Below are 22366 nucleotides of genomic sequence, written 5' to 3' on the forward strand. Positions count from 1 at the left end.
ATCACACCAGGGACCACTGACATTGCTGAGATCATTCACTCGCCTCCGGCGCTGCAGCCCCGCCTCGACGCACCCAGTCGTCAACTTCACTCGCCTGGAACTTCCAGAGCCGCCCGATCTTGTGGGCAGGCATGCCCTTCTCGGCGATCCAGGTGTAGACGGTGTCCTTGGTGACGCCGAGATGAACAGCGATGTCGTCAGCTGACAGCCACGGTTCGGTCACATCAGTCCTCCATCTCGGCCCGTGCGGGTCGACGTTCCCGATGATACCGGAGTTGTACCTTTTGAGCCGGGTTTATGCGGGCGTGATCCGGGGCCTCGCGCGATGAGACGCAGACCTCAGCGGCCGTCAGAGTTGACGTGTGCTGAAAGCCACTCGGTGACCGTCGATCGCCAGCGTTCGGGGTCGGAGTTCCATGACAGCGTGTGTCCAGCTGTGAAGACTTCGAGGTCAACGAGGTCGGGGCGCAGGTCGTGAAGCACTTGCGATACCCGAATCGGAGCGGAGTCGTCTCGGGTCCCATGGATGATCAATGTGGGCACAGTGAGTTCTGCTGCGCGTTCGACCCAATCAAGATCCCGAAGCGGGATGGTCGTTGGCAGGCCCACCATGTGAGACAGCGGGCGGAGCGCGAGCCACGGGATAGCAAGGATTCCTGTTGCCGCGGGCAGCCCGCTACGAACGCAATTGGCTTTGATCACTGCGACCCAGTCGAGCACCGGAGACTCCAACACGACCCCCGCGACTATGCCGTGGTAGCGCGCACGGTCGACGAGTTGAAGCGCAATCGTGGCGCCCATCGACCACCCGAAAAGAACGATCCGTTGTGCTCCGTTTTGCATCGCGTAGTGCACCGCAGCTTCGGCATCCTCGACTTCCGTGACCCCAAGCGACGACCGGCCAGATCCCGCCGTCGGCCCTCCTCCATCGTTCCGATAACTGATGACGAGCGATGTGTAGCCCAGATCCGCAGCGATCTGCACACCACGCAGTGTTCCCGCTCGGGGACTCCCCAAGCCATGAATGTGGATCGCCCAAGTCGATCGGTCGCCCTTCCCCTCCACGAGCCAAGCTGGAGCGCCTCCCCCGACGGTGTCGATCGCGACATCTCGCGCGGAAAGGCCAGCGTGAGTTGGGTTCGCGAAGTAGATCCCGCTCCATGAGGCGCGATCGCCAGCCGATGGGGAAAAGCCGGGAGAAGAGCTTGTCATGGCCCGTGCGATCCGGGCCGGTCCTCGATCGAAGACTTCGGCAGAGAGCTGAGCCCAGCCGCCGTTCTCGAACCACAGGTTGTAGATACCATCCGTGATCGTCTGGGCCGTGCGATCCAGGACGATCAAGCGGCGATCGGCGTCGCGCTCCACGTCACGGACGACAAGGTCGAATTGCCTCGGGCCTGCCGATGCCGTCAACCGTCGAGCAATGACCCAACCGAGTCCCAACCCGGATGCAGTGAGGAATGCCGCTCCCACGGCCAGCGCGCGTTTCATGCGTGCCCTCGTTCGGATCCTCGGCGAGTCGAAGAAGCGGCCGCTGCCTGCGCCCCACGTTTGTTGAGCCCCAGGAGGTGATCCTCAGCTCGCCCCAGCAGGGCTCGATCGTGACTGGTTACCTCAAACGAGACGCGCGGATCGATCATGGCATCTCGGATTTCGACGATCTCTCGATGCAGGCGCGTCTCCTGGTCTTCGATGCTGGCGACCGAGGCATCCGTCTGGCTCAATCCGAGCCGAACGAGCGTCGCCCGACGCCACATCGGCTCCAGCTGCGTCACCAGACCACGAGTTCTCACACCCCGCGCACGGTCGCGCCCATAGCGGACGGCTGGCTGCCCGGCCAAACCGGCACACAGGAAGATGAACGTCAGCAAGTAGAGAGGTCCGTATGCCACGGCGACGGCATCCATCAGATCGAGGTTGCCAATGACATGTGCGACATCCATGATCAAGACGACCACGCACAGTGCGACTCCGAGAGTCGATCCGACAAGCAGCAAGCCTGCGGGAATGCGCTGAGCCCCATTGCTGTGGCGATACTGCCCTCCCGCGAGAATCATCATCGCTGCGACCACGATTCCGCAGTAGGTGAAGTCAATTATCGAGTAGGCGGCCGCAGCTGGCTGCGCTCCGAGGTCGCTCATGAAGGTCGTTGTCGTCGCCCCTCGATCAATGAGCAGGAAAGTGATCGTGATCCCGAGGAGTGCGAGGAGGAGCACCGGAAGCCCCAGAGCGATACGCACCAGTCCGGGGCGATACTCTCCGGCCTTCATGACCCCTCGTCCGAGAAAGAAGAGTCCGATCATCAACGCGCCGTCCGCGAGAAGTGTTGCGATGTTTGTCGCCCCAAGGACTGCATCGACGGCGGTGTAGATCTCGTCCACGTTGAGGGTCATCGCGACGGAAATGGTGAGCGCGGCGTACGTGATGCTGCGCTCCGTGCGCCTGCGCCGCAGGATGAGAAGGCTCGCCACGAGTACCCACATGAGTACCGCGGCGGGCGTCTGGATCATCCGAAGATCTCCAAGTAGCGAGATTCCGCGAGAGCCGATCCGCGGATCGAGGCGGCGAGTCGATCTGCCACGGACTCTGCAGCAATCTCGCGGTCGGAATCGAGATCCTGCCGCGCGAGTAAGCGTCCCCGCGTGTGCGCTGGGATGTCGGGGAGCAAGACGTCCTCGACCGAGCACTCGTCGCCCTGGCCGTGGCCAAGGAGCATATGGGCAAACTCATGGAGGACGAACTGCTGACGATGCAGAACCGAGTCGCTGTGAGCGTGGAGGACGAGATCCTCAGACTCCGTGATCAGCCACACCGCACAGATGCCGTCGTGGTCGCCGAGATCCGCGAGTTCGACGACGCGGAGCGTGCGCTGCCGACGATCCTGCACCGCTCGAACCAAGTCATCGAACGTAAAAACGTTACCCAGCGCGAGGCTCGCGACGGCCGTCGACACGGTCTGTTCGATATTCACGGTGTGGTCGCCCTCCTCCGGGAGCATGTGTCGATGCCCGCTCCATGTAGAGCGGCACCGTTACTGCTCAGCTGTGTGTCATTTCCTCATCCAGGAACCTGCTGATCGCTTGGAGAGCCTTCGGGGAAATATCCCCCAGCGTGCGGGCCGCGTACGACTTCACTTTGGCCGCTCGCATCGAACGCACGAGATCCAGCTGCGCACTCACTTTGGCGGGAATAGCCACGCCGTCCTCCCCCGCGAGGAAGGCCGCATCCACGTCGAAGAATGCTGCCAACCCTTTGAAAACCGCGGGGTCTTGCACGTACCTGTGGCCGTTCACCATGTAGGTCCACCGCGACCTCGACAAACTAGTTCCACGCTGATCGAGGTAGGCCGCGATCTGCGAGTAGGTCGGTTCGGAGCCGGACTCGGCGATCGCGACGTCCAGCAGGAGCCGCAGTCGCTTCGCGAGATCCAGCGCCGCTGCTTTGTTCTCGTCTTCGGTCATCTTCGTGTGATCACCCTTCCCTTCGGGTGAGGTAAGGCACCGTCGTTGGGTTGCCCCCAACGGGGTGTTGAGAATGCTCAATATAGCCGTTGGGCATGCTCAAATCAAGGGTTGCGCATGCTCAACGATGGTGTTAGAACGGAACTCTCAAGCATTTGAGCATGCTCAACGGAAACCTTCGAAGAGGGCAGCTCTGTCAAAAGGCGCCGCTGTCGCTGCGCTTCCAGCCAGGAAGGTGAACGGTATCCAACCCGAACTTGACCTCCGACTGCGTGGTCCATGTCATGCGCGCTGACGGCCGGGTTCTGCTTGTTGAGATGGCCTCGTCCTGTCGTCCTGCTCGATCTGTTGGGCCTCCCCGCTCACCTCTACGGTGTATCGCCATGCACACCCGTGCCGTGGCACGCCGGGGAGGAGGGCCAACAATGGCATCAACGGAGGACGGCCGAGCCTCGCAGGATGCGAAGCTCGACGCGCTGCACGAGAAATTGACGGACGCGGTCGAACAACTGGTGTCTGGTGAGGACTGGGCGCGGGCCTTGGCGTTCGCGGCCCGGTTTCGAGCGCGATCCTTCAACAACACGTTGCTGATCTGGATCCAACACGCCGCGGCTTTCGACGCCAAACTGGTGCCCTCGCCTATGCCGTCGTACGTCGCCGGGTACAAGCAGTGGCAGCAGCTGGGCCGTCAGGTGCAGAAGGGGCAGCCGGGGTACCAGATCCTCGCGCCGGTGACCGGCCGGTTCGCATCTGCGAACCCGTCTGATCCGGCGTCGTGGCGGCGACTGAACCGGTCCGAGAAGCCGAAGCCGGGCGAGGTTGCTCGGTCGAAGATGATCGGCGTGCGGCCCGCATACGTGTGGGATGCTTCCCAGACTGCGGGCGATCCGCTCCCCTCCCCTCCGGCGCCAACACTGCTCGAAGGTGAAGCTCCGGCCGGGCTCTGGGAAGGACTCGCCGCCCAGGTGTATGCCTCGGGGTTCGACCTGGTTCGTGTTCCAGACGAGGCATCCATCCATGGGGCGAACGGTATGACCGACTACGGCGCGAAGACAGTGTCGGTGAGGGAGAACATGGATCCCGCGGCCCAGGCAAAGACCCTCGCTCACGAACTTGGCCACGTGCTCATGCACGGACCTGATCAGCCCGAGGCCCGCCAGCATCGCGGGATCGGTGAAGTCGAAGCTGAGTCAGTGGCCCTGATGATTGGCGCCGCGCACGGGATGGATACCGCGGGCTACACGATCCCCTACGTTGCGACGTGGGCAGCGCAGGTCGACGGGAAAGAACCCGTCGAGGTCGTCAAAGCCACCGGCGAGCGCGTGCGAGCAGCGGCATTGCGAATACTCGAACAGCTCGACACCACTCAGATTGGCAACGGCACTCCCCTGGGCCTCGACCTTGACCCGGCGCAACGGGTGGCGCCAGAACGCCGAGCTGTGGCTATGTATGAAGTCGCCCATCCTGCATCGACCCTCGCTGCAACGAGGAGTCTCTGATGCCTGCCGAGCACGGTGCATTTGTTGATACGGCACTACGGGCGGACGCTCGATGGGCGCCCCGCGCGGCGGCCATGGCATACGCGGCAGCAGGCATTCCGGTCTTTCCCGTCGCGTCGGATGGGAAAAGGCCACTCACCAAGCACGGCTTCCGCGATGCCAGCACACGCCTTCGGCAGGTCGAAGAATGGTGGTCTCTGATGCCCAGCTCAAACGTCGGAGTCCCGACTGGCGTCGCCTCCGGTGTCGTCGTCGTTGATATCGACGTGCACGGCCCCGTGACCGGATATCCCGCGTTCGAACGAGCACAACGTGCAGGGCTCGTCGACGGGTGGGAGGTCCTCGTGCGATCGCCTTCGGGCGGAATGCACGCGTACTTCCCGGCCGATTCCGCCGGGGGTCATCGGTCGTGGCAGGCTGCGCGCGCGGGGATCGATTTCCGGGGTGACGGCGGGTACATCATCGTGCCTCCGTCACGTCGCTCCATCCACGGGAACCCTGCGGCCTACATCGTCGAGAAGGTGAACCCTGGAGCAACTGCGTTGTTGGATTCGGAACGCCTGAGGGACTTTCTTGATCCCAGACCCGTCATGCCGTCCGGCGCCTTCACCAGTGCCGCGGATCGGACGGTGGATGTCGGTCGACTCGCGGGCTGGGTCGCCCGACGCCCAAAGGGCGAACGGAACCACGGGTTGTTCTGGGCCGCCTGCAAGATGGCCGAACACGACATCGCAGGCACCGATGCGCTTGATGCGCTGACTGGTGCAGGTATTCACGCGGGGCTCTCGGAACGCGAGATCCTGACGACGGTGCGCTCTGCATATCGAACGGTTCATGGTGCTTCGATGAGCGCATCGGCCGAGAGCCCGACTACAGCGCCGTTCGATCGTCCCCCGCCCGCCGCCTCACAATCTCGGGTGCTGCGATGAGCGGCATAGATGGGCGGCGGTGGGCCGTCGTCACTGCGGTTGCGGGGACCGTATTCATCGCGGCAGGTGCCTTCTGGCTATCGTTCACTTCACTTGCCGACCTCGCTCGCCGTTCCGGTATCGGGTCCGGGCAAGCTTGGGCTTGGCCGCTGATTGTCGACGGGATTATCGTCGTCGCAACGGTCGCCGTGGTCGCTCTCGCGGGGAGCCGCGCAGCCTGGTACCCCTGGGCGCTGCTCATTGGCGGAGCGGTCGTCTCGGTCGCTGCCAACGCCATTCATGCTGTGGTTGCCGCCGATGCCGACGTACCTAGCGTCTTGGCTGCGGCGGTTGCGGCGGTGCCGCCGGTCGTACTGCTGGCTATCACCCATCTCACCGTCATCCTCACCCGGTCCGACCTCGCCTCCGAGACTCTGGCAACCGTCGTCGCGAACGGCGACCTCGACCTGGTGGAAGGCGTCGAATCCGACCCGGGCCGTCGGACACACGCGGCCAAGCTTCGTGATGAAGGTTGGTCGAACAAGAAAATTGCCCGCGAGCTGAGCGTGCACCCTTCGACGGTGGGCCGCTGGTTCGCAGCCGAGCACCTCAATAACGACACAACGAAAGTGGAGGACCACGCATGAAGGCTGAGGAGGGTGACGCTCGACGCTCCGATGCGCTGAGCGGTGACATCACCGGGGCAACTGGCACACCGGATGCGATCGAAGCGTCGGTTACCGACAGGTCGCGGCTCCACCGGGTAGTTGATCCGGCTGCCCGATACGGGCGCGGGGTGGAGTGGGTGCGCCCCACCGACCTGCTCGTCCGCAGCGGCTCCCGAGTCGCTGGGGCGGGAATCGACTTGCAGGCGGAGCTTGCCCGACGTGTCCGGCAAGCTACTTCTTCGAGCACCCGTGCGATGTCGGTGCGTGCGAAGAGGCTGCCGCCCGTGTCGGCGTTCGGACGCCAGAGCGGACGGCAGAGCGGACGGCAGAGCGGACGGCAGAGCGGACGGCACAGTTTGGATCGGGGCGCGGTCGGGATGTCCTGACCCGGTTTGGACCTGTCAGCCGATGATGCGCAGCCCACGATCGACCATCAGCTCCTCAGCCGGGGAGTGGGCGCGCACCTGCCTGCCAGGAGGTGCCACCATCATGACAACCACGACGAGGCGACCGGAAGCCGCCGAAGACTTCATGACTAGCGAGGGCCTGCGCTCGATCCTCAATCGACTCCACGCCGCAGGCACGCGTGCGTGGGAGTACGATCGCGTTGCCGCTGACCTCGTCGCATACGCGGCCGACAAGTACGCAGCCCTCGCACGCAAACACGGTCTCGACCCGTGGGAGGCGGCGAGCGCCGCATTCGAGGTAATGCGTTCCGGGTCCACGCGAACCGCGAACGATCCGTGGGCGGTAATCACGCACGCGGTCCGGATCACCTGCATTGCCGAAGAGCGGGGCCAAGGGTTGCTCTGCTCCACGCATCAGGCGCGTCGTCCACACGTATCTGTTTTTCACGATCCCGAGCGCATCTCTGATCGCGAGACTCCCCTCTCGGACTATCACCCCGCATTCCAAGTCACCGACGAGCCCGACATCGATGCAGAGAAAATGGACGCTGACGAGACACGCTCAGAGGTCTCGGCGCTCGCAGCAGTCGACGACTGCGTCGCGTTGTTCACCGGCCTCGGGTGGCCGCCCGACACCGCACGTACCTCGATCGAGCACGTTTGCGCTGCGCTCGCGAAGGCCGGATCCCGAGCATCCGCTTATGAGTTGCTTCGGCGCGACAAGCATGCGCGAGCGTTCCTCGATCTACCTGCCGACTCGTGGTCGACGCTACTCAGGACCTTGCTCGGGAACCCGCACCCGGCGCTCCAAGCGACCGCGGCAGGCCGCGGCGTGCTGCTACGGCTGGTGATCGGCGAGTCAGTGCAGTCGATTCTGCGCGACGACGATCTGATCCTTTCCATCGTCGTGACCGCCCCGAGTGGATGCGGTGCGTGATGGGCGGTGAGCAAGGACACATCGAACTCGATCGTGCGGTCTCCTCCATCCAGATCGGAATTCGCCATCGCACCGACCTCGGGGATATCGATACGCTCGTCGCTTCCATCGAGCGCGACGGCCTCTTGCAACCAATCACCGTCACTCCCGACGGCGTGCTCGTGTGCGGGGCCCGCCGGTTAGCCGCGATCAAGAACCTCGGCTGGATAACCGTCAAGGTGTGGGTGCGATCCGGCATCTCGGGGCAGCTCGCGCATCTCCTTGCCGAGCAGGACGACAACGTGCTCCACAAGCCGCTCACCCAATTGGAGAATGCCACGCTCTACCGCGAGATCAAGAAAGTCATGACCGAAGACGCCGCCAGACGACAGGAAGCGACGCGGTTCAGCAGCGAGCACCAGCCAGGCAATGACGGTCACACAAATTTTGCGGTGCCGTCGTCGCGGCTTGGCGAAGCACGTAAGCAAGCAGCGACGATGATCCCCGGCGGCGCATCCCACACAACGCTGGAGAAGATCACCTGGCTCCAGGAGATTGCCGCCGACGCCATTCAGCCAGAGTCGGTGCGGGTGCAAGCTGCCATCGAGCTGGAGCTGATCAAGGCGGGCGGCCCGGTGCATCCGTCATACGAACGGATGCGTGATCTGAGCATGGCGACTGATGTGAACCGGGTGGATGCCATTGCGCTGCTTTCCGAAGAAGCGCTCGCGCGGGCCAAGGGCATGCAAAAGCGTTCAGCGAAACAGCATCGGCCCGCCGTGCACACTGAGGAAGTGCCGCCGGAGCGATGGCGTCCCAGCGCGTTCTCTCGCACGTGGCGGGAGTTCGCCGGATGGTGGGATCATTTCGACCCGGCCGAACTTGCGAAGCAACTCAGTGATGCCGAGATCCAGGAGTTCTTCACCGTCGTCGACGATGCCATCCGTTTTAGCGATCTGATTCGGGCGGTCCTAGAAGAGTCGACTGCCACTGGCAGCGAATCGAGCGACCAGGGTCCGAGGCTGCGACTGATCTGATGCGCGGTGGCTGATGCGCACCTGGTGGGCATGAAGTCTTCGCTTGATCCCCGTGTTCACCGCCGACTCATCGCGCTTATTGCTGCAGGTGCCCTCGTGCTCATCATGGCCGTGGTCGGGATTTACGGCCTCGTTGCTGGACACCAAGACTCTGCCACGCCGAAGCCGATCACGACCGGGACCACGACTGCGCCCTCGACGTCCGTACCCTCCCCCGTTTCGACACCGCAATTGTCCGCGATTCCGCATAGTCGCGATCCCGAGAAGTTTGCACAGAGCGTCGCCAATGCACTCTTCACTTGGGATACCGGCAGCGGGTTCATGCCGCTGGATTACACCGTCGTCATCCTCGATGTCGGCGACCCATCGGGTACCGAGCAGGCCGGGCTCGCCTCCGACGTCGCAACCTATCTCCCCACACGGGAAGCCTGGGTCGACCTACGCCGGTACGCCACAACACAGTCCTTGACCATCGAGGCAATGTATGTCCCCGATGCCTGGGCTGGCGCGGTTGCGCAGGCGCGGCCGGGGCAGCTGCCGCCGGGTGCCGCGGCGTACACGATCGAGGGCACTCGACACCGTGAAGGTATCTGGAATGGCCAACCCACCAGCACGGACTCTGCGGTGTCGTTCACCGCGTTCGTGGCATGCCCGCCCGACGGAGACCCCTGCTACCTATTGCGACTCTCTCAGCTCGACAACCCGCTGAAGTAACGGGGGTGAATAATCATGTTGAAGAAGCTCGCAGGCCTCGCGCTCGCACTCACATGCCTCGCCCCGTCACTGGGCCTCATCACGGTCGGACTCGTGATGAACCCCGCCGGTATCGCGTACTGCATGACGCCCGGTGCGGGGATCTCGGTGAGTAACCTGCCGGACTCGCTCATCGTGACCACGGCGGCAGGTGAGACGTTCACGCTGAACAAGCGGCAGCTCACGCACGCCGTGACGATCATCACTGAAGGATCAAAGATAGATGGCGTCACGCGTAACGCTCTCCAGATCTCGCTCATGGCGACATTAACCGAGTCGACACTGCGGCAGCTCGCCAATACCGGCACATACCCGGAGTCCGCGAATTTCCCAAACGACGGCAATGGTGGAGATCACGACAGCCTCGGGCTCTTCCAGATGCGCCCGCAAGCAGGATGGGGCACGGTCGCCGAGCTGATGGACCCTAAGTATCAGGTCGTTGCATTCTTCGGAGGACCGACCGGACCGAACTACCCTTCACCGCGCGGGCTTCTCGACATTCCCGGATGGCAGACCATGGGCAAGGGCGAAGCTGCCCAAGCCGTCGAGGTCAGCGGATTCCCTGACCGATACAACAACTACGCACCTGTGGCCGAGACGATTCTCGCAACACTCACCGGCGCCACTGGCTCTGGCTCTGGCTCTGGCGGAGCGCAGCCGGTCACGGTCACGGTCACGGCTGAGACTTCGCGAGTCGTGTTCCCGCTGCCAGAGGGCGTCTGGGTACAGTCAGATCATTTCGGGCCCAGGATCGATCCGATCAACGGCGAACGTCGCTTCCACTCCGGAATCGACCTCGCAGCGCCCGACGGCACGCCAATTCTTGCGGCTGCCGACGGTACGGTCACCGTAGCCGAGTACACCGACTCCGGAGGCGGAGTCATTGTCATCGAGCACCGCATTGACGGGCAGACGGTCGCGACCGCTTACAGACATATGTGGCAGACAGGCATCCACGTCACGGTTGGCCAGAAGGTAACCGCTGGGCAGCACATTGGCGATGTTGGCTCATCCGGGCATTCAACCGGTCCCCACCTTCACTTCGAGGTCCGACCGGGCGGCACCAACTCTGACGCAATCGACCCGGCTGGATGGCTCAACGATCACGATGCTGCCAACCTTCCCGAGCCCGCTGGCGGCATCGCCAGCGGGTGCAACCCGTCGAATGATGAGGCGATGACGGGAGCCGCGGGATGAATGTGTTCCCCGACTTCGGCAGCCTGGGCGGCATAGGTGAGCTCAAGGCAGTCATCGGCGCGGCCTTAACTCTCGTGCTGATCGTGGCGGTGCTCATGATCATCGTCAGCGCAATCATCTGGGCCGTCGCCACCTCGACCGGCAACCACGCTGTCGCTTCGAAGGCCCGCGGCGGCCTTCTCGTCGCGCTCGGCGCGGCGGCTCTCGCCGGTGCAGGCGTTGCGTGGATGAACTGGCTCATCGATCTTGGCGGCCAGCTGTAGCGGTGGAACCATCCTCCACGACAGCCTGATCAGCATCAGCTCGTTGCACCTCGCACTGATCGAGCAACCGCGCCAAGTAGCTGTAAGCAGCAAGACGCTCCATCGCCTCCTGCTCCGAAAGCTCGATCCTCGTGTGTGTCGTCACATTCCGCACTGTCAGGTTGAGCCCCGTCGCGAGAGCGTTCAAGGCCTTGCCCAACGGTTCAAGACCACCGCGCATACTCTTCGTCGTCTTGTCATCACGATCACCAGGCCACACAAGCTTTGCCGCGCCCGGCTTCGGATCGCCCGGGGAAAGCGTCTGTTGCCAAAACACCGTGTCATCCACGTTATTTCGTCCTAGCTTCTCTTTCCAGTGGACAGTGAGCCCCTCTGCCGCTTCCCTCACCGCGACACGAAACTGGTGGGTGGTCCACTGGGTAGCGGCGCCAGTCCAGACAACCGGGTGAAACTGTGCGGGTGCGAACGTTGGTAGGTCGGAATCAGATGCGGCATCCGCATCCGTGATCATCGCGTTGAGCCGACCTCGCACGTTCGCTGCAGTCATGCGAACATCGCGAGGCGCAATCGGCGCTTTGGGAGAAGACATAAAGGACCAATTGGCGACTGGGTCAATTGCACCGAGCCCCGCAATAAAAATGTAGGCGCCGGTAACGGCTACCGCCCGCGAGGCAATCCCAGCTGCCTCTGCGAGGTCTAGTTCTCGGAGCCGCACAAGATTGGGATCGACCCCGTCCTTCGCCCACACTGTCGGCAGTAGTCCACGCGAGGACATGTGATTCCCCTCGACTTGCGTGTCCATCCACTCGTCGAACGCCTTCTCAAAGCGATTGACGGCCTCAAGCAGTCTGTTCAAGTAGTCAACGCTGTACTCACTCACCTCGTTGTTACCAACCTTCCACGACGAAGCTCCTACGGGCAGCCGCCCATTTGATGGCCATCGTATGTAGAGCCACCGACATCGACGTTGGTGAAGAGCCGTGCACCTGGCTGACGACCATGTTTCGCCTCCACCTGGACTCGGGTGGTCCTACGCCAAGGAGCACATCGTGTTCGATCTCGTCTCAACTCTCGCCCAGGTGCCAGCGCTTGTTCCCATGGACATCGACATCACCCCGAACGATTCGGGATTGCCGGGCATTGCTCAGCTGCGCACCATCGTCGGGGCGGTCATGACGATCGGCCTGATCCTGTCCGTGCTCGCGCTGATCGTGTCAGCGATCGTGTGGGGCCTCGGGTCGAACTCCTCGAACCCGCATCTCGCGAGTCGCGGCAAGGTCGGCGTGCTGATCTCCTGTGGCGCAGCGGTGATCTGTGGGGCATCGGTAACGCTTATCAACTTCTTCTGGAACGTCGGCCAGCAGGTCTGATATCCACCCGTAGCTACCCGGAAAGGGGTTCGTGATGGGTGTCTGCGATATTCCCGTCATCTCCAACGTCTGCGACACCGCAGGCGAGGCCGCAGCGACGCTCGTGTCTGCGCCGTTCGACTGGCTCGCCTCTACCATGGGGCAGGCCGCTGGATGGCTGATCGAGACGATGTGGACCGTATTCGACTCGACTACCCTCGTTGATGTCACCGCCGATGGCTACCTGGACGTCTACAACCTGCTGTTCGGCATCGGTGTATTCATCGTCTTGCTGTTCTTCTGTTTCCAACTAATCCTCGGCCTCATCCGTCGCGAACCCTCTGCGCTCTCACGCGCCGCGCTGGGAGCGGCGAAAGCAGTACTCGGATCGTTCGTTGTCATCACGTTGACCGCGACCGCACTGGAGATTGTTGACCAACTGTGTATCGGCATCGTCCAGGCTGCTGGCGAGACAACCGCGTCCATGGGCGACAAGATCGCCCTACTTACCGCTGGCCTTACGGCGATTAACATCTCGGCACCCGGAGTCGGCGCAATCGTGACGATCTTCCTTGCGGGGCTCATGATCTGCGCCGTCGCCATCGTCTGGTTCTCCTTGCTAATTCGCAAGGCGCTCTTGTTGGTCGCAATCGTGCTCGCTCCGCTCGCCTTCGCTGGCGCAGCTTGGGACGTCACCCGCGGGTGGATCGGGAAGTGGGCCGCGTTCGTCATCGCCCTCATCGTCTCCAAGCTCGTTCTCGTCGTCGTGTTCCTCATCGCAATCACTCAGGTTGCGACACCGATCGAGGCTGACTTATCAGCGGTGACCGAACCAATCTCGGGCATTGTTCTGTTGTTCATTGCCGCGTTCGCGCCCTACATGGTGTACCGATTCATCTCCTTCCTCGGCTTTGACGTCTACCACGCCATGGGTAGCGAGCAAGAGGCCAAGAATGCCGTTAACCGCCCTGTTCCCGTCCCCTCGAAGCCACAAGGCGACGGAGTCAAGAAGGTTCTTGGCAACGACGGTGGAAGCTCGGGAGGCGGCGGCACACCGACGCCGTCGAGCAGCACGCCCGCCGCATCTGGCGGGGTCGCAACCTCAGCGGGTAGCAGCGGCGGAAGCGCCGCCTCAGGATCAAGTGCCGCGGCTTCCGGCGCAGGCACTGGAGCGGGTGCCGGTGCGGCTGCTGCGGGTCCAGCAGCAGCCGTCATTATCGGCGCGGAGGTTGCGAAGGCGGCCGCAACCGCAGGACCGAAACTCGGAGGCGCGGTGGGTGGACAGGCCGAGACCGCCGCTGACAGTAGTGGTCAGTCCGGCGCAGCCGAGCCACAGCCAGCGCCTCAGCGCCGGGCACCGTCGGGCGGGAAGGGGTAACCGACGATGTCATCTACGAAGAATGAGCGTCAGGGCACGGAGTTGGTACCGGTGAAATTCTCCCGGCTCACCCGCCGCGGCGTCCTCCTGGGGCTTTCTCTGTATCAGCTCGTCACGCTCGGAGCAGGGGTCGGCACTCTCGTGTGGGCGTTCTATGCAGGCGGCGGAATCCTCATCGCTTTCACCGCGCCTGTCTGGCTCCTTGCCGCGGCGATCACGTGGATTCCCATCGCGGGACGGCCAACAGTCGAATGGGTTCCCGTTGCGTTCGGATGGCTATGGAAGGCCACTGGGGGTCAGCTTGCCTACCGACGCCGCATCGTGAAGCCGCGTCCCGCCGGTACTCTTGCGCTGCCCGGCGACGTAGCCAGGCTGCGCGAGTACAACGACCCTACGACCGGGGCAGGGATGGTTCACGACCCCGCCGCCTCAACCTTGACGGCAGTGCTGTCTGTGACGCATCCTGCATTCGTGCTCCTCGACCCCGGCGAACAAGAACGCCGCGTCACCGCATGGGGCCGTGTCCTCGCGACTGTTTGCCGGTCGGGGCACATCTCGATGCTCCAGGTGCTGGAGCGGACGCTCCCGGATTCCGGCACGGGACTTGCCGAATGGTGGGCCTCGCACGGCGTCCACGACGAGTCCTGGGCATCGACGACCTACCGAGAGCTGATCGACCGCGCGGGACCCGCAGGTGAGCGCCACGCAACCACGCTTTCCCTGTCACTCGACATGCGAGCGGCGTCACGGCAAATCAGGACCGCTGGCGGCGGAATCCGAGGTGCCGCAGCCGTGCTCCGTCAGGACATGTCGACACTCGTTGCGGCAATGCGATCAGCCGATCTCGCCCCCTCAGAATGGCTGACGTGCGGACAGATTGCCGTGATTCTTCGCTCCGCATACGATCCAGCGGTTGCCGCGACCCTCGAACGACATGGTGAGCTCGGACAGTCGCTCGCCACCGCTGGCCCCGTCGCGGTGAATGAGTCCTGGTCGAAGCTACGAACCGACTCCGCCCACCACGCCGTTCTCTGGATCAGCGAGTGGCCGAGGTCGATGGTCTACCCGGGGTTCCTCGCACCGGTACTGCTTTCGATGGGGATTCAGCGGTCGTTCTCGCTGCTGTGTACGCCGATGCGCTCCGACCAAGCCGCTCGCGACATCCGAAAGAAGAAGACCGAGTACATTTCGGACGCCGCCCAGCGTCAGAAGATCGGGCAGATCGAAGACGCTTCACAAACCGCCGAGTTCCACGACGTTCTTCAGCAAGAAGCTGACCTCACCGCGGGACACGGCGTCCTGCGGTTCACGGGGCTCATCAGCGTCTCCGCCACGACCACCGACGACCTCGATGCTGCGGTCGCCGCGATCGAGCAAGCCGCAATCCAGGCTTCGTGCGAGACTCGGCTGCTCGTGGGTCAGCAGGCCCAGGCGTTCACAGCGGCGGCGCTCCCCTTGTGCCGGGTTGTGTGATCACCCCGGCACGAGGTTCCCGCTGTTCAGGGCCCGTCAGCGTCAGTCTGGTCTGCGCCGGACTCCGACTCTTGCACACGGAGATCCGCGATCGCCATTCGGTCCGCTCGCGTAGTTGTCGCACCCTCGTTGAGCAAGACAACGAGTTTGTCGATCGATCCGGCGTCGGCGGCTGACGGGAAAATCCAGCGGAGGTCTTGATGCTCGGTAATGACATCCACGGTCGGACGAATGCTCTCGCTCTGCTTCTGGGGAGGCCGAACGAATTCGACCTCCCCAAGCAGGAAGCTTTCGCCAAGTTCCCCTCGGTGGAGCAACGCCCGGGGAGCGGCTGTGATGATTCGACTGTCAGTCACTGCGACGAAAGTGCTGGAGGCAGCCGTGTTCACCACAGCAGCCCACTTGCCCGGAGCCAGCGCACTCCACGTTGCGTCAACTCTCTTGCCGAGGACGGGCGGCAATGCCCCTACGAGATTGTGCTTGCCAGGCTGATATGGGAACGCAATACCACGGAGTTCCTCTCCATCCTCCAAGAACCAGCGCAAAACGTGGAGGTACGGCTCGACGTCGAGGTCCTCCGGAGCACATACCAAGTCCGGTGCCGTCAGTTCGGCAGCAGCAGGGTGGAGCGTGTTGGCGAGTGGCTCGATCGCTTCAAGGAGCTGGTTGCACGTTAGGCGTGAGGTTTTGGCGTCGCGACGCTTCTTTGTCAATGGCATCGTGGCGCGGCCCGGGAGTTCCGCGATGATTCTCAACTCGCGCCTGAGGAGTTCGACAAGCTCGGCCGATTCGTGGAGCGCGGCGTCGAATTCTGCGCGTGCATCCCGAGTGATCACATCAACAAGCTGTGCTTCTTTTTCGTTGTCGGCACCTTCAACTCTCGCCCACGCTGCGCGGATCGCCTGGTACCCGGTGTGGGCCTTCAGCGAATAGAGCAGGGCGTTCGCATCGAAAAGGATTGCTTCCGCGTTGGTTTTAAGATATTGGCGGCGAGGGGTACCGCTCAGCTGGCCAAGTTGCTTGATGTGACTGTCGACGTTTCGCTTGTAGAGGTCGAGCTGCTTGTCTAGCGCCGCCTCGTTTCCCGCGACGTTATTCCATAGCGACTTTGTCACACCCTCGATTTCGCTCGCCTGCTTGATTGCACGATCGATGGATTTGACCAACCCAGTGAGTTCAGACCATTGCTCATGGCGAATCATCTTGAGCGTCTGAGTTGTCAAGGCAATGTTTGTTCTGACAAGCCCCGAAATCTCGCTGAGTTGCATCTGGAGCGCGATCATCGCGATTGCCGGGCCGATGGCGGCTGCTGCCGCTGCCGCAGTCACCCCGTAGGGAATGAATCGTGCCTGGGCGAGGCTCCCGTTCGTTAGCACGGTCCCGAGATAGGCACCATCTTTCGCAGCGAGTTTCCCACCGCTCTTGAGCAATGCCAAAGTCGCATCATTGACTCGGTACAGGCCCTGTGCACTGGAGATCGCGTTCGCCACGTTGCCCGCAACCGTCCCAGCGTTGCCGATTGAGCCAAGCACAGTTGAGAGGCGCTCGCGGTCAAACCCCGGGATCAAGCCGAAATCAACGAGTTCAAGACCTTCAGGTATGTTTCCAAAGACCACGGCGGCTCCCGGAACGACCTCGACCAGGGTCATCGATGTGGCTTTAGCCAGCTCCCCAGCATCGTCCGTGGATGAATCCTTGGTCTGCAACTCCGCATCAGTCTCGTGACCGTTTTCATCCACAGCATCTGACGAACTATTCACCGTTGCCCCGCTTCCCAGGCGTGCAATGAATTTGCAGTGCCAGTGCCTGGGAACAGTATCTCAGGCCACCGACGCTCACCGCGGGACCAGCGACGCACCTCACCGGTATTCAGCCACTGCTCTATGGAGGTCGCCATGCCTACGTTCTACGATCCCGGCGCTGACGCCGGTGAAGCGTCCGAAGCGCTGCGCGGGCTCGCGCACGCCAGCCGCGCGTTCGAGTATCCGCAGGACATGTACAACGTCCTCGGAGACCTGCTCTCAGGAGTCCGGTCACTGCGGCAGGTGCTCGATCAACTCGCCGCGTCGCACGCTTCGAGCCGTGCGCGCGCGTTCGACGATCATGGCGACCACATCGCTGGATCACACGAGGCTCTGAATGCAGCCGCCGCGCTGCATCAGGCAGCGACGCTGATCGATCAGGCCGAAGACCGACTGAACGTCGCAATGTCGGCATCCGGGAGGATCGCTTGGCACGCGGAAGCGAAAGAGCCCGCCGAGGTGCGTCGGTGGATCGGAGTCGTGTTCCTGCAGGGCAAGGAAGCCGACGAAGTCCTCGACATGATCGATCGCGATGGCTCCGACTCCGCGCTGGGTTATCTGAAGAACTGGGACCACGGGGACGAGACGACGGACGCTGCGATGGAGAACGGCCACGTCTATGAGGTCCCACCGGCCGGGCCGTTGGAACATGAAATTGGCGACGGCGATTACCAAATGACGTACAGCCACTCGTTCACCCAGGTCGCCCTCTATCGACTCCACACGATCAACCCAGAAGACGTTCTCATCGACGATCCCACCGCTCCTGTCGGGGCGGCTTCTGCGCTGTGGCGCTCTCAACGCACGTCAACCTCGCGCTGGTTCGAGCATCCTGGCGTTGCGGCGGTCAAGCAAGCGCGAGGGATCGCACTGTGAACCGCGACGACGCAGAGCGTCTCCACACCGCGGTGCTCGTTTCTCCCGCATCAGAAAAGCGAGGCCTCCGGAAGCAGCGTCGGCACGCCGCAGCGAAGCTCCAAGCCGAACAACGCCAGACTGAGCGCGCAGCATCAAAAGCGAAGCATCAAGCCGAACTCGCAGAACGCCGCGGCACCACATACCTGCCAGCTGCTGGTGAGCCTGGCCCGGCGCAACTGCGGTCAGCAGGTCACTTCCGGTTGCCACGTCATCAGGACACCTCCGCGACACTGGCTGGTGCATACCCGTTCCTCGCCGAAGGTGGGCTCGGGTCAGAGGGAGTATTCGTCGGCCAAGACCTCTACTCGGGCGGTAGCTTCGTGTACGACCCATGGGTGCTCTACGCCCGCGGCCTCATCACCGCGCCGAACCTGGTACTCGCGGGCATCGTCGGCTCCGGTAAGTCGTCACTCGCCAAGAGCCTCTACACGCGGTCATTGCCGTTCGGTCGGCGCGTTTACGTACCGGGCGATCCGAAAGGCGAGCACACCGCGGTTGCCGAAGCCGTCGGTGGTCGCGCGATCATCCTCGGGCGCGGCCTCTCGACACGGTTGAATCCGCTTGACGAGGGCTACCGACCGTCGAGCATGAGCGATGAGACGTGGAGCTCCACTGTTGCCTCCCGCCGCCGAGATCTCCTCGGAGCGCTGGCAGAGACGGTACTGACCCGCCCACTCTCGCCCCTTGAGCACACCGCAATCGACACGGCACTCTCCGCGACAGTACGCGGGAACGACGTGCCAATCCTGCCCATGATCGTCGACCACATCCTCAGCCCAGAGTCCACCTCCGACCCAGATGGGCGACTCGCCGAGGATGGCCGCATGGTCGGCCACGCCTTGCGGCGGCTCGTGGCCGGTGACCTTGCTGGGCTCTTCGACGGCCCCTCCACCGTGACATTCGATCCGACCCTGCCGATGATCTCCCTGGACTTGTCACGAGTGGCCGAGAACTCAACGTTGATCTCGGTCCTGATGACCTGCTCCAGTGCATGGATGGAGTCAGCGCTACTGGACCCGAACGGCGGGCAACGCTGGTGCATTTACGACGAAGCCTGGCGACTGATGTCCCACCCAGCGCTCCTGAAGCGGATGGATGCACATTGGCGGCTCGCCCGGCACTATGGCATCGCGAACATGCTCATCTTCCACAAGCTCACCGACCTGGAGAACGTCGGCGACCAAGGCTCCGCCATGCGATCGCTGGCGAACGGCCTCCTTGCGAACGCAGAGACCAGAATCATTTACCGGCAGGAATCAGACCAACTCGGCACCACTGCTCGGGCTCTCGGTCTGACCAGCACTGAGCAGAAGCTGTTGCCCGGCTTAGGTGTTGGCCAGGGGTTGTGGCGGATCAAGGATCGCTCCTTCGTCTGCCAGCATCAGCTTCACCCTGCCGAGCTGGATCTCTTCGACACGACAACCCGAATGACCAGCTGAGACCAAGGGCAGCCGAGCGCACCTCGGTGGCATGAGTACCCACCACCGCGATGCCGTCCGTTCATTTGACACACCGATCTCCCTGCCGCTTGCCGTCGTCACCGTCGGTGAGTTCGGAGCCATCACCGTCACTGTCGATGGCTCTGAGTTTCCGCCGGAGTCGCCCGGTGCCGCCTGGAGCCGGGCCCAGTTCGGCGATCTGCTCGACGCAATTACGCAGAATCGCAGCCGCACGGTACGAGTCGAAGTTCATGAGTCCGACGGACCGGTATACACGGACATCATCCACGCCGAAAACACTGAGCGCGCCAAGCGAGAACAAATTTCGGCGGTTCCAAGTCGACGAGAACGCCGTCGCCAGGCATCCGAACTAGTCGAGGTAATCGGCGAAGGATTCGTGCCCGGCGAAGACATCACCGTCGCGATTCCAGTTTCGACTTCCGAAGGGAAGGCCGACGGCGGCGCCCGGGCACTCATCGACCTCAGCCACCTCGCAGACGATGTGACGGACGTGCTACTGGTTGGGCATGTGTCAGGTACCGTCATCGCCCGGCGGCTCCCGTGAGCGCCTCGCAGCACCAGTCAGGGTCGCTCGGCGACGAGCTCACGAACATCCTGATGGCAGGGCTCATCGGTGTGTTTGGGCTCGGGCTTTTGCTCCGTGGAGCAGGGTCGATGGCCGCGCTGCTCACCGGAGCACCCCAGCCCGAAGCCGGGATCACCGCCGGAGTTGCCGTACTGTTCGACCCCGCGGACCCTGGTAGTGCACTTCATTCCGCGGGGCTCAATCCCTCCACGTATTGGGTGACCGCTGTCGTATTTCTCAGCGTGCTCGGTGCTGCTGGCGCGTGGGGGTGGACGCGATGGCGGCGCCACTCGCGGAAGGTCGAGACTGATCCGCACCGCCTCGCTGGTACCGCCACCAGTCATGAGGTCACGACGGCCGCATCCCCACGAGCACTACTGCGCCGCGCGGCCACGCTCCGTCCATCGCTCGACGATCCGTCACCTGAAGAGGTCGGATATTTGCTCGGTCGATCACACGGAAAAGAAGTGTGGGCGAGCGTCGAAGACTCGATCCTGCTCATCGGGCCACCTCGCTCCGGAAAGGGGCTGCACGTTGTGATTCCAGCGATCCTCGACGCGCCGGGCGCCGTCGTCACCACGTCGACTCGACCTGACAACCTCACGACCACGCTCAATGCCCGGCAGAAATCCGGGCCGGTCGCGGTGTTCGATCCACAGCGTCTCGCCGAGGGTGTCCCTGCAGGATTGCGGTGGTCGCCGATTCGTGGATGCGAGGATCCACTCACCGCGATGATCCGTGCGACCGGCCTCGCTGCCGCGACGGGTCTCTCGCACGGCGGCGTTGAAGGAGGAGGATTCTGGGAAGGCAAAACCCGTACCGCGCTTCAGGCCCTCCTCCACGCTGCGGCCCTCGATCATCGCAGCCCTACCGAGCTATTCCGTTGGACGCTGGACCCGACGTCCGCGGCTGAGGCTGTCGCCATTCTCACCGGCTCGCCTAACGCCGCTACCGGCTGGGCCGACTCGTTGGAGGCGATGATCGATGCCGATCCACGCACCCGCGACTCCATCTGGCAGGGTGTTTCTCTCGCTCTCGCCGCGCTCGCCGATCCGCGGGTGCTCGACGCTGTCAGCCCCGGTCCGGGCGAAGACTTCGACCCCGAGAGCTTCATCCGCGAGTGTGGCACTCTTTACCTCCTCGCCACCGGCGCTGGGGCGGGAAATAGCGCAGCGCTCGTCGCTGCATTTGTCGAGGATCTCGTCGAGACCGCCCGCCGTATGGCCGCACGCTCCCCTGGCGCGCGGCTCGACCCGCCGCTTCTGCTCGCACTCGATGAGATCGGGAACCTCGCACCGCTCCCCTCCTTGCCGACGCTGATGGCGGAGGGCGGCGGTACGGGCATCACCACGATGCCCGTACTTCAGTCGCTCGCGCAGGCACGCGATAAGTGGAGCGAGAATCAAGCCGCGGCAATCTGGGACGCCTCCATCGTCAAGATCGTCCTGGGCGGTGCATCCAATTCGAAGGACCTTCAAGACCTCTCCACGCTCATCGGGGAACGCGACGAGTACACCGACTCAGTAACGCTCGGAGACCGAGGTTCCCGCTCCAACCAGCGATCGGTGCGGCGGGTACCGATCCTCCCGCCCGACCGCGTCCGAACCATGCCCTTCGGCACCGGCGTGATCCTGCTGCGCTCTGCCCCACCGATCATCACTGACCTGCGCCCCTGGCCGAAACGCGGCGATGCCGCCCAGTTGCGACATGATCGCGCCGCGGTGGAACAACTCCTGGAGCGCCCCGCGCAGCCGTGACGCGCGCTGGGCGCCGACGCGTACCTGTCTGCCACAGCAGTCCCTATTCCACTGGACTGCCCGATCAGACACAGGAGCAATCATGGCCATCGACACTCGACAAGCAATCGCGGGGTTCATCGCGACTGAGCCGCGGATGACGTACTCGGACGACGGCACTGCTCGGTTCTATGCCCGGGTCGGCATCGAGCATTCGCAGCAGCAGCCCGACGGCAGCTTCGCGCAACTTGAGCCGACCTTCCACGACATGAGCGCCTTCCGGCGCGCTGCTGAGGAGGGCGTCGCTCGCTTCCACAAGGGCGACAAGTTCATTGCCACCGGCCGTATCCACGAATACTCGTACGAGAAGGACGGTCAGACCATCGAGACGGAGGAGTTCATCGTCTCCCGCTTCGGACACGATCTCGCCCGCACGCGCTACGAGGTCGATCGCACGATGCACCGCGGTGGCACCGCACAGGAAACGAACGCTCGCGAAACCACGTCCTTCGAAGCGTCCAGTCGCGCCAACCGCCAAGCAGGGCCCGCCCCGGCCCTGGGCATCTGAAGACGGGA

22 protein-coding genes and 1 pseudogene are annotated in these 22366 nt (G+C 63.3%); 16 read left to right on the top strand and 7 right to left on the bottom strand.

Annotation, left to right across the window (positions count from 1 at the left end; translation table 11 throughout):
• Positions 1 to 31: 31 nt before the first annotated feature.
• From E3T48_RS06565 to E3T48_RS06585, 5 genes are all read right to left on the bottom strand, one after another.
• Positions 32 to 223: a helix-turn-helix domain-containing protein gene (locus E3T48_RS06565; RefSeq protein ID WP_134523051.1), complete on the bottom strand. Its 192-nt coding sequence runs from the start codon at positions 221 to 223 to the stop codon at positions 32 to 34.
• A gap of 116 nt (positions 224 to 339) precedes the next feature.
• A complete protein-coding gene (locus E3T48_RS06570; protein WP_166789658.1) occupies positions 340 to 1491 on the bottom strand; it encodes an alpha/beta hydrolase family protein in 1152 nt (383 codons plus the stop codon).
• Entirely contained in the window at positions 1488 to 2510 is a 1023-nt protein-coding gene (locus E3T48_RS06575; protein WP_134523053.1) for a hypothetical protein, read from the bottom strand. Before E3T48_RS06575 ends, E3T48_RS06570 begins: the two co-directional genes overlap by 4 nt.
• Entirely contained in the window at positions 2507 to 2971 is a 465-nt protein-coding gene (locus E3T48_RS06580) for an ImmA/IrrE family metallo-endopeptidase (RefSeq protein ID WP_134523126.1), read from the bottom strand. The genes E3T48_RS06575 and E3T48_RS06580 overlap by 4 nt, the downstream gene beginning before the upstream one ends.
• A 67-nt stretch (positions 2972 to 3038) precedes the next feature.
• Complete coding sequence (locus tag E3T48_RS06585; RefSeq protein ID WP_134523054.1) at positions 3039 to 3461, bottom strand: hypothetical protein; 423 nt, start codon at positions 3459 to 3461, stop codon at positions 3039 to 3041.
• Between the two features lie 425 nt (positions 3462 to 3886).
• On the opposite strand from E3T48_RS06585, the gene E3T48_RS06590 reads away from it, so the two are divergent.
• The 8 genes and pseudogenes from E3T48_RS06590 to E3T48_RS06625 all read left to right on the top strand — a co-directional run bounded on the left by E3T48_RS06590 (position 3887) and on the right by E3T48_RS06625 (position 11109).
• On the top strand, positions 3887 to 4960 hold the full coding sequence (locus E3T48_RS06590) for an ArdC-like ssDNA-binding domain-containing protein (RefSeq protein ID WP_134523056.1): 1074 nt from the start codon (positions 3887 to 3889) through the stop codon (positions 4958 to 4960).
• Complete coding sequence (locus E3T48_RS06595) at positions 4960 to 5889, top strand: bifunctional DNA primase/polymerase (RefSeq protein WP_134523058.1); 930 nt, start codon at positions 4960 to 4962, stop codon at positions 5887 to 5889. The genes E3T48_RS06590 and E3T48_RS06595 overlap by 1 nt, the downstream gene beginning before the upstream one ends.
• Positions 5886 to 6515, top strand: a complete 630-nt coding sequence (locus tag E3T48_RS06600; RefSeq protein WP_134523060.1) for a DUF2637 domain-containing protein — start codon at positions 5886 to 5888, stop codon at positions 6513 to 6515. The genes E3T48_RS06595 and E3T48_RS06600 overlap by 4 nt, the downstream gene beginning before the upstream one ends.
• A gap of 510 nt (positions 6516 to 7025) precedes the next feature.
• On the top strand, positions 7026 to 7880 hold the full coding sequence (locus E3T48_RS06605) for a hypothetical protein (RefSeq protein ID WP_134523061.1): 855 nt from the start codon (positions 7026 to 7028) through the stop codon (positions 7878 to 7880).
• On the top strand, positions 7880 to 8896 hold the full coding sequence (locus tag E3T48_RS06610) for a ParB N-terminal domain-containing protein (protein ID WP_134523128.1): 1017 nt from the start codon (positions 7880 to 7882) through the stop codon (positions 8894 to 8896). The genes E3T48_RS06605 and E3T48_RS06610 overlap by 1 nt, the downstream gene beginning before the upstream one ends.
• Before the next feature lie 30 nt (positions 8897 to 8926).
• Positions 8927 to 9610 carry a hypothetical protein gene (locus E3T48_RS06615; protein WP_134523129.1) on the top strand — a complete coding sequence of 228 codons (684 nt, stop codon included), beginning with the start codon at positions 8927 to 8929 and terminating at the stop codon, positions 9608 to 9610.
• 15 nt (positions 9611 to 9625) lie between these two features.
• Positions 9626 to 10810 (top strand): annotated as a pseudogene (locus E3T48_RS06620) (M23 family metallopeptidase); the annotation flags it as partial.
• A 32-nt stretch (positions 10811 to 10842) separates the two neighbouring features.
• The gene (locus E3T48_RS06625) at positions 10843 to 11109 is read left to right on the top strand and encodes a DUF6112 family protein (protein WP_134523065.1); all 267 of its coding nucleotides are present in this window, start codon (positions 10843 to 10845) and stop codon (positions 11107 to 11109) included.
• On the opposite strand, the gene E3T48_RS06630 is transcribed toward E3T48_RS06625, so the two are convergent.
• The gene (locus E3T48_RS06630) at positions 11084 to 11989 is read right to left on the bottom strand and encodes a TIGR02391 family protein (protein WP_134523067.1); all 906 of its coding nucleotides are present in this window, start codon (positions 11987 to 11989) and stop codon (positions 11084 to 11086) included. The two genes, E3T48_RS06625 and E3T48_RS06630, sit on opposite strands and share 26 nt — an antisense overlap.
• A gap of 169 nt (positions 11990 to 12158) precedes the next feature.
• Between E3T48_RS06630 and E3T48_RS06635 the strand changes: the two genes are divergently transcribed.
• Genes E3T48_RS06635 through E3T48_RS06645 form a run of 3 tightly spaced genes read left to right on the top strand, consistent with a single transcriptional unit; the run spans position 12159 to position 15309 of the window.
• Positions 12159 to 12479: a DUF6112 family protein gene (locus E3T48_RS06635; protein WP_134523069.1), complete on the top strand. Its 321-nt coding sequence runs from the start codon at positions 12159 to 12161 to the stop codon at positions 12477 to 12479.
• A gap of 34 nt (positions 12480 to 12513) precedes the next feature.
• Positions 12514 to 13836 (top strand): conjugal transfer protein TrbL, encoded by a 1323-nt coding sequence (locus E3T48_RS06640; protein WP_134523071.1) that lies wholly within the window; start codon positions 12514 to 12516, stop codon positions 13834 to 13836.
• A 6-nt stretch (positions 13837 to 13842) separates the two neighbouring features.
• Positions 13843 to 15309 (top strand): SCO6880 family protein, encoded by a 1467-nt coding sequence (locus E3T48_RS06645; protein ID WP_134523073.1) that lies wholly within the window; start codon positions 13843 to 13845, stop codon positions 15307 to 15309.
• A 26-nt stretch (positions 15310 to 15335) separates the two neighbouring features.
• On the opposite strand, the gene E3T48_RS06650 is transcribed toward E3T48_RS06645, so the two are convergent.
• Positions 15336 to 17048 carry a hypothetical protein gene (locus E3T48_RS06650; protein WP_134523075.1) on the bottom strand — a complete coding sequence of 571 codons (1713 nt, stop codon included), beginning with the start codon at positions 17046 to 17048 and terminating at the stop codon, positions 15336 to 15338.
• Between the two features lie 156 nt (positions 17049 to 17204).
• Here E3T48_RS06650 and E3T48_RS06655 point away from each other — a divergent pair, with 156 nt between their 5' ends.
• From E3T48_RS06655 to E3T48_RS06675, 5 genes are all read left to right on the top strand, one after another.
• Entirely contained in the window at positions 17205 to 17987 is a 783-nt protein-coding gene (locus E3T48_RS06655) for a hypothetical protein (RefSeq protein WP_134523077.1), read from the top strand.
• Positions 17984 to 19468, top strand: coding sequence for an ATP-binding protein (locus tag E3T48_RS06660; protein ID WP_134523079.1), 1485 nt, complete (start codon positions 17984 to 17986; stop codon positions 19466 to 19468). The genes E3T48_RS06655 and E3T48_RS06660 overlap by 4 nt, the downstream gene beginning before the upstream one ends.
• A gap of 31 nt (positions 19469 to 19499) precedes the next feature.
• On the top strand, positions 19500 to 20033 hold the full coding sequence (locus E3T48_RS06665; protein ID WP_134523081.1) for a hypothetical protein: 534 nt from the start codon (positions 19500 to 19502) through the stop codon (positions 20031 to 20033).
• A gap of 53 nt (positions 20034 to 20086) precedes the next feature.
• A complete protein-coding gene (locus E3T48_RS06670; protein WP_134523130.1) occupies positions 20087 to 21811 on the top strand; it encodes a type IV secretory system conjugative DNA transfer family protein in 1725 nt (574 codons plus the stop codon).
• Between the two features lie 82 nt (positions 21812 to 21893).
• Complete coding sequence (locus tag E3T48_RS06675; protein WP_134523083.1) at positions 21894 to 22358, top strand: single-stranded DNA-binding protein; 465 nt, start codon at positions 21894 to 21896, stop codon at positions 22356 to 22358.
• The last annotated feature ends 8 nt before the right edge of the window (positions 22359 to 22366 follow it).

Origin of the sequence: Cryobacterium fucosi, from assembly GCF_004403515.1 — a bacterium.
Taxonomy (GTDB): Bacteria; Actinomycetota; Actinomycetes; order Actinomycetales; family Microbacteriaceae; genus Cryobacterium; species Cryobacterium fucosi.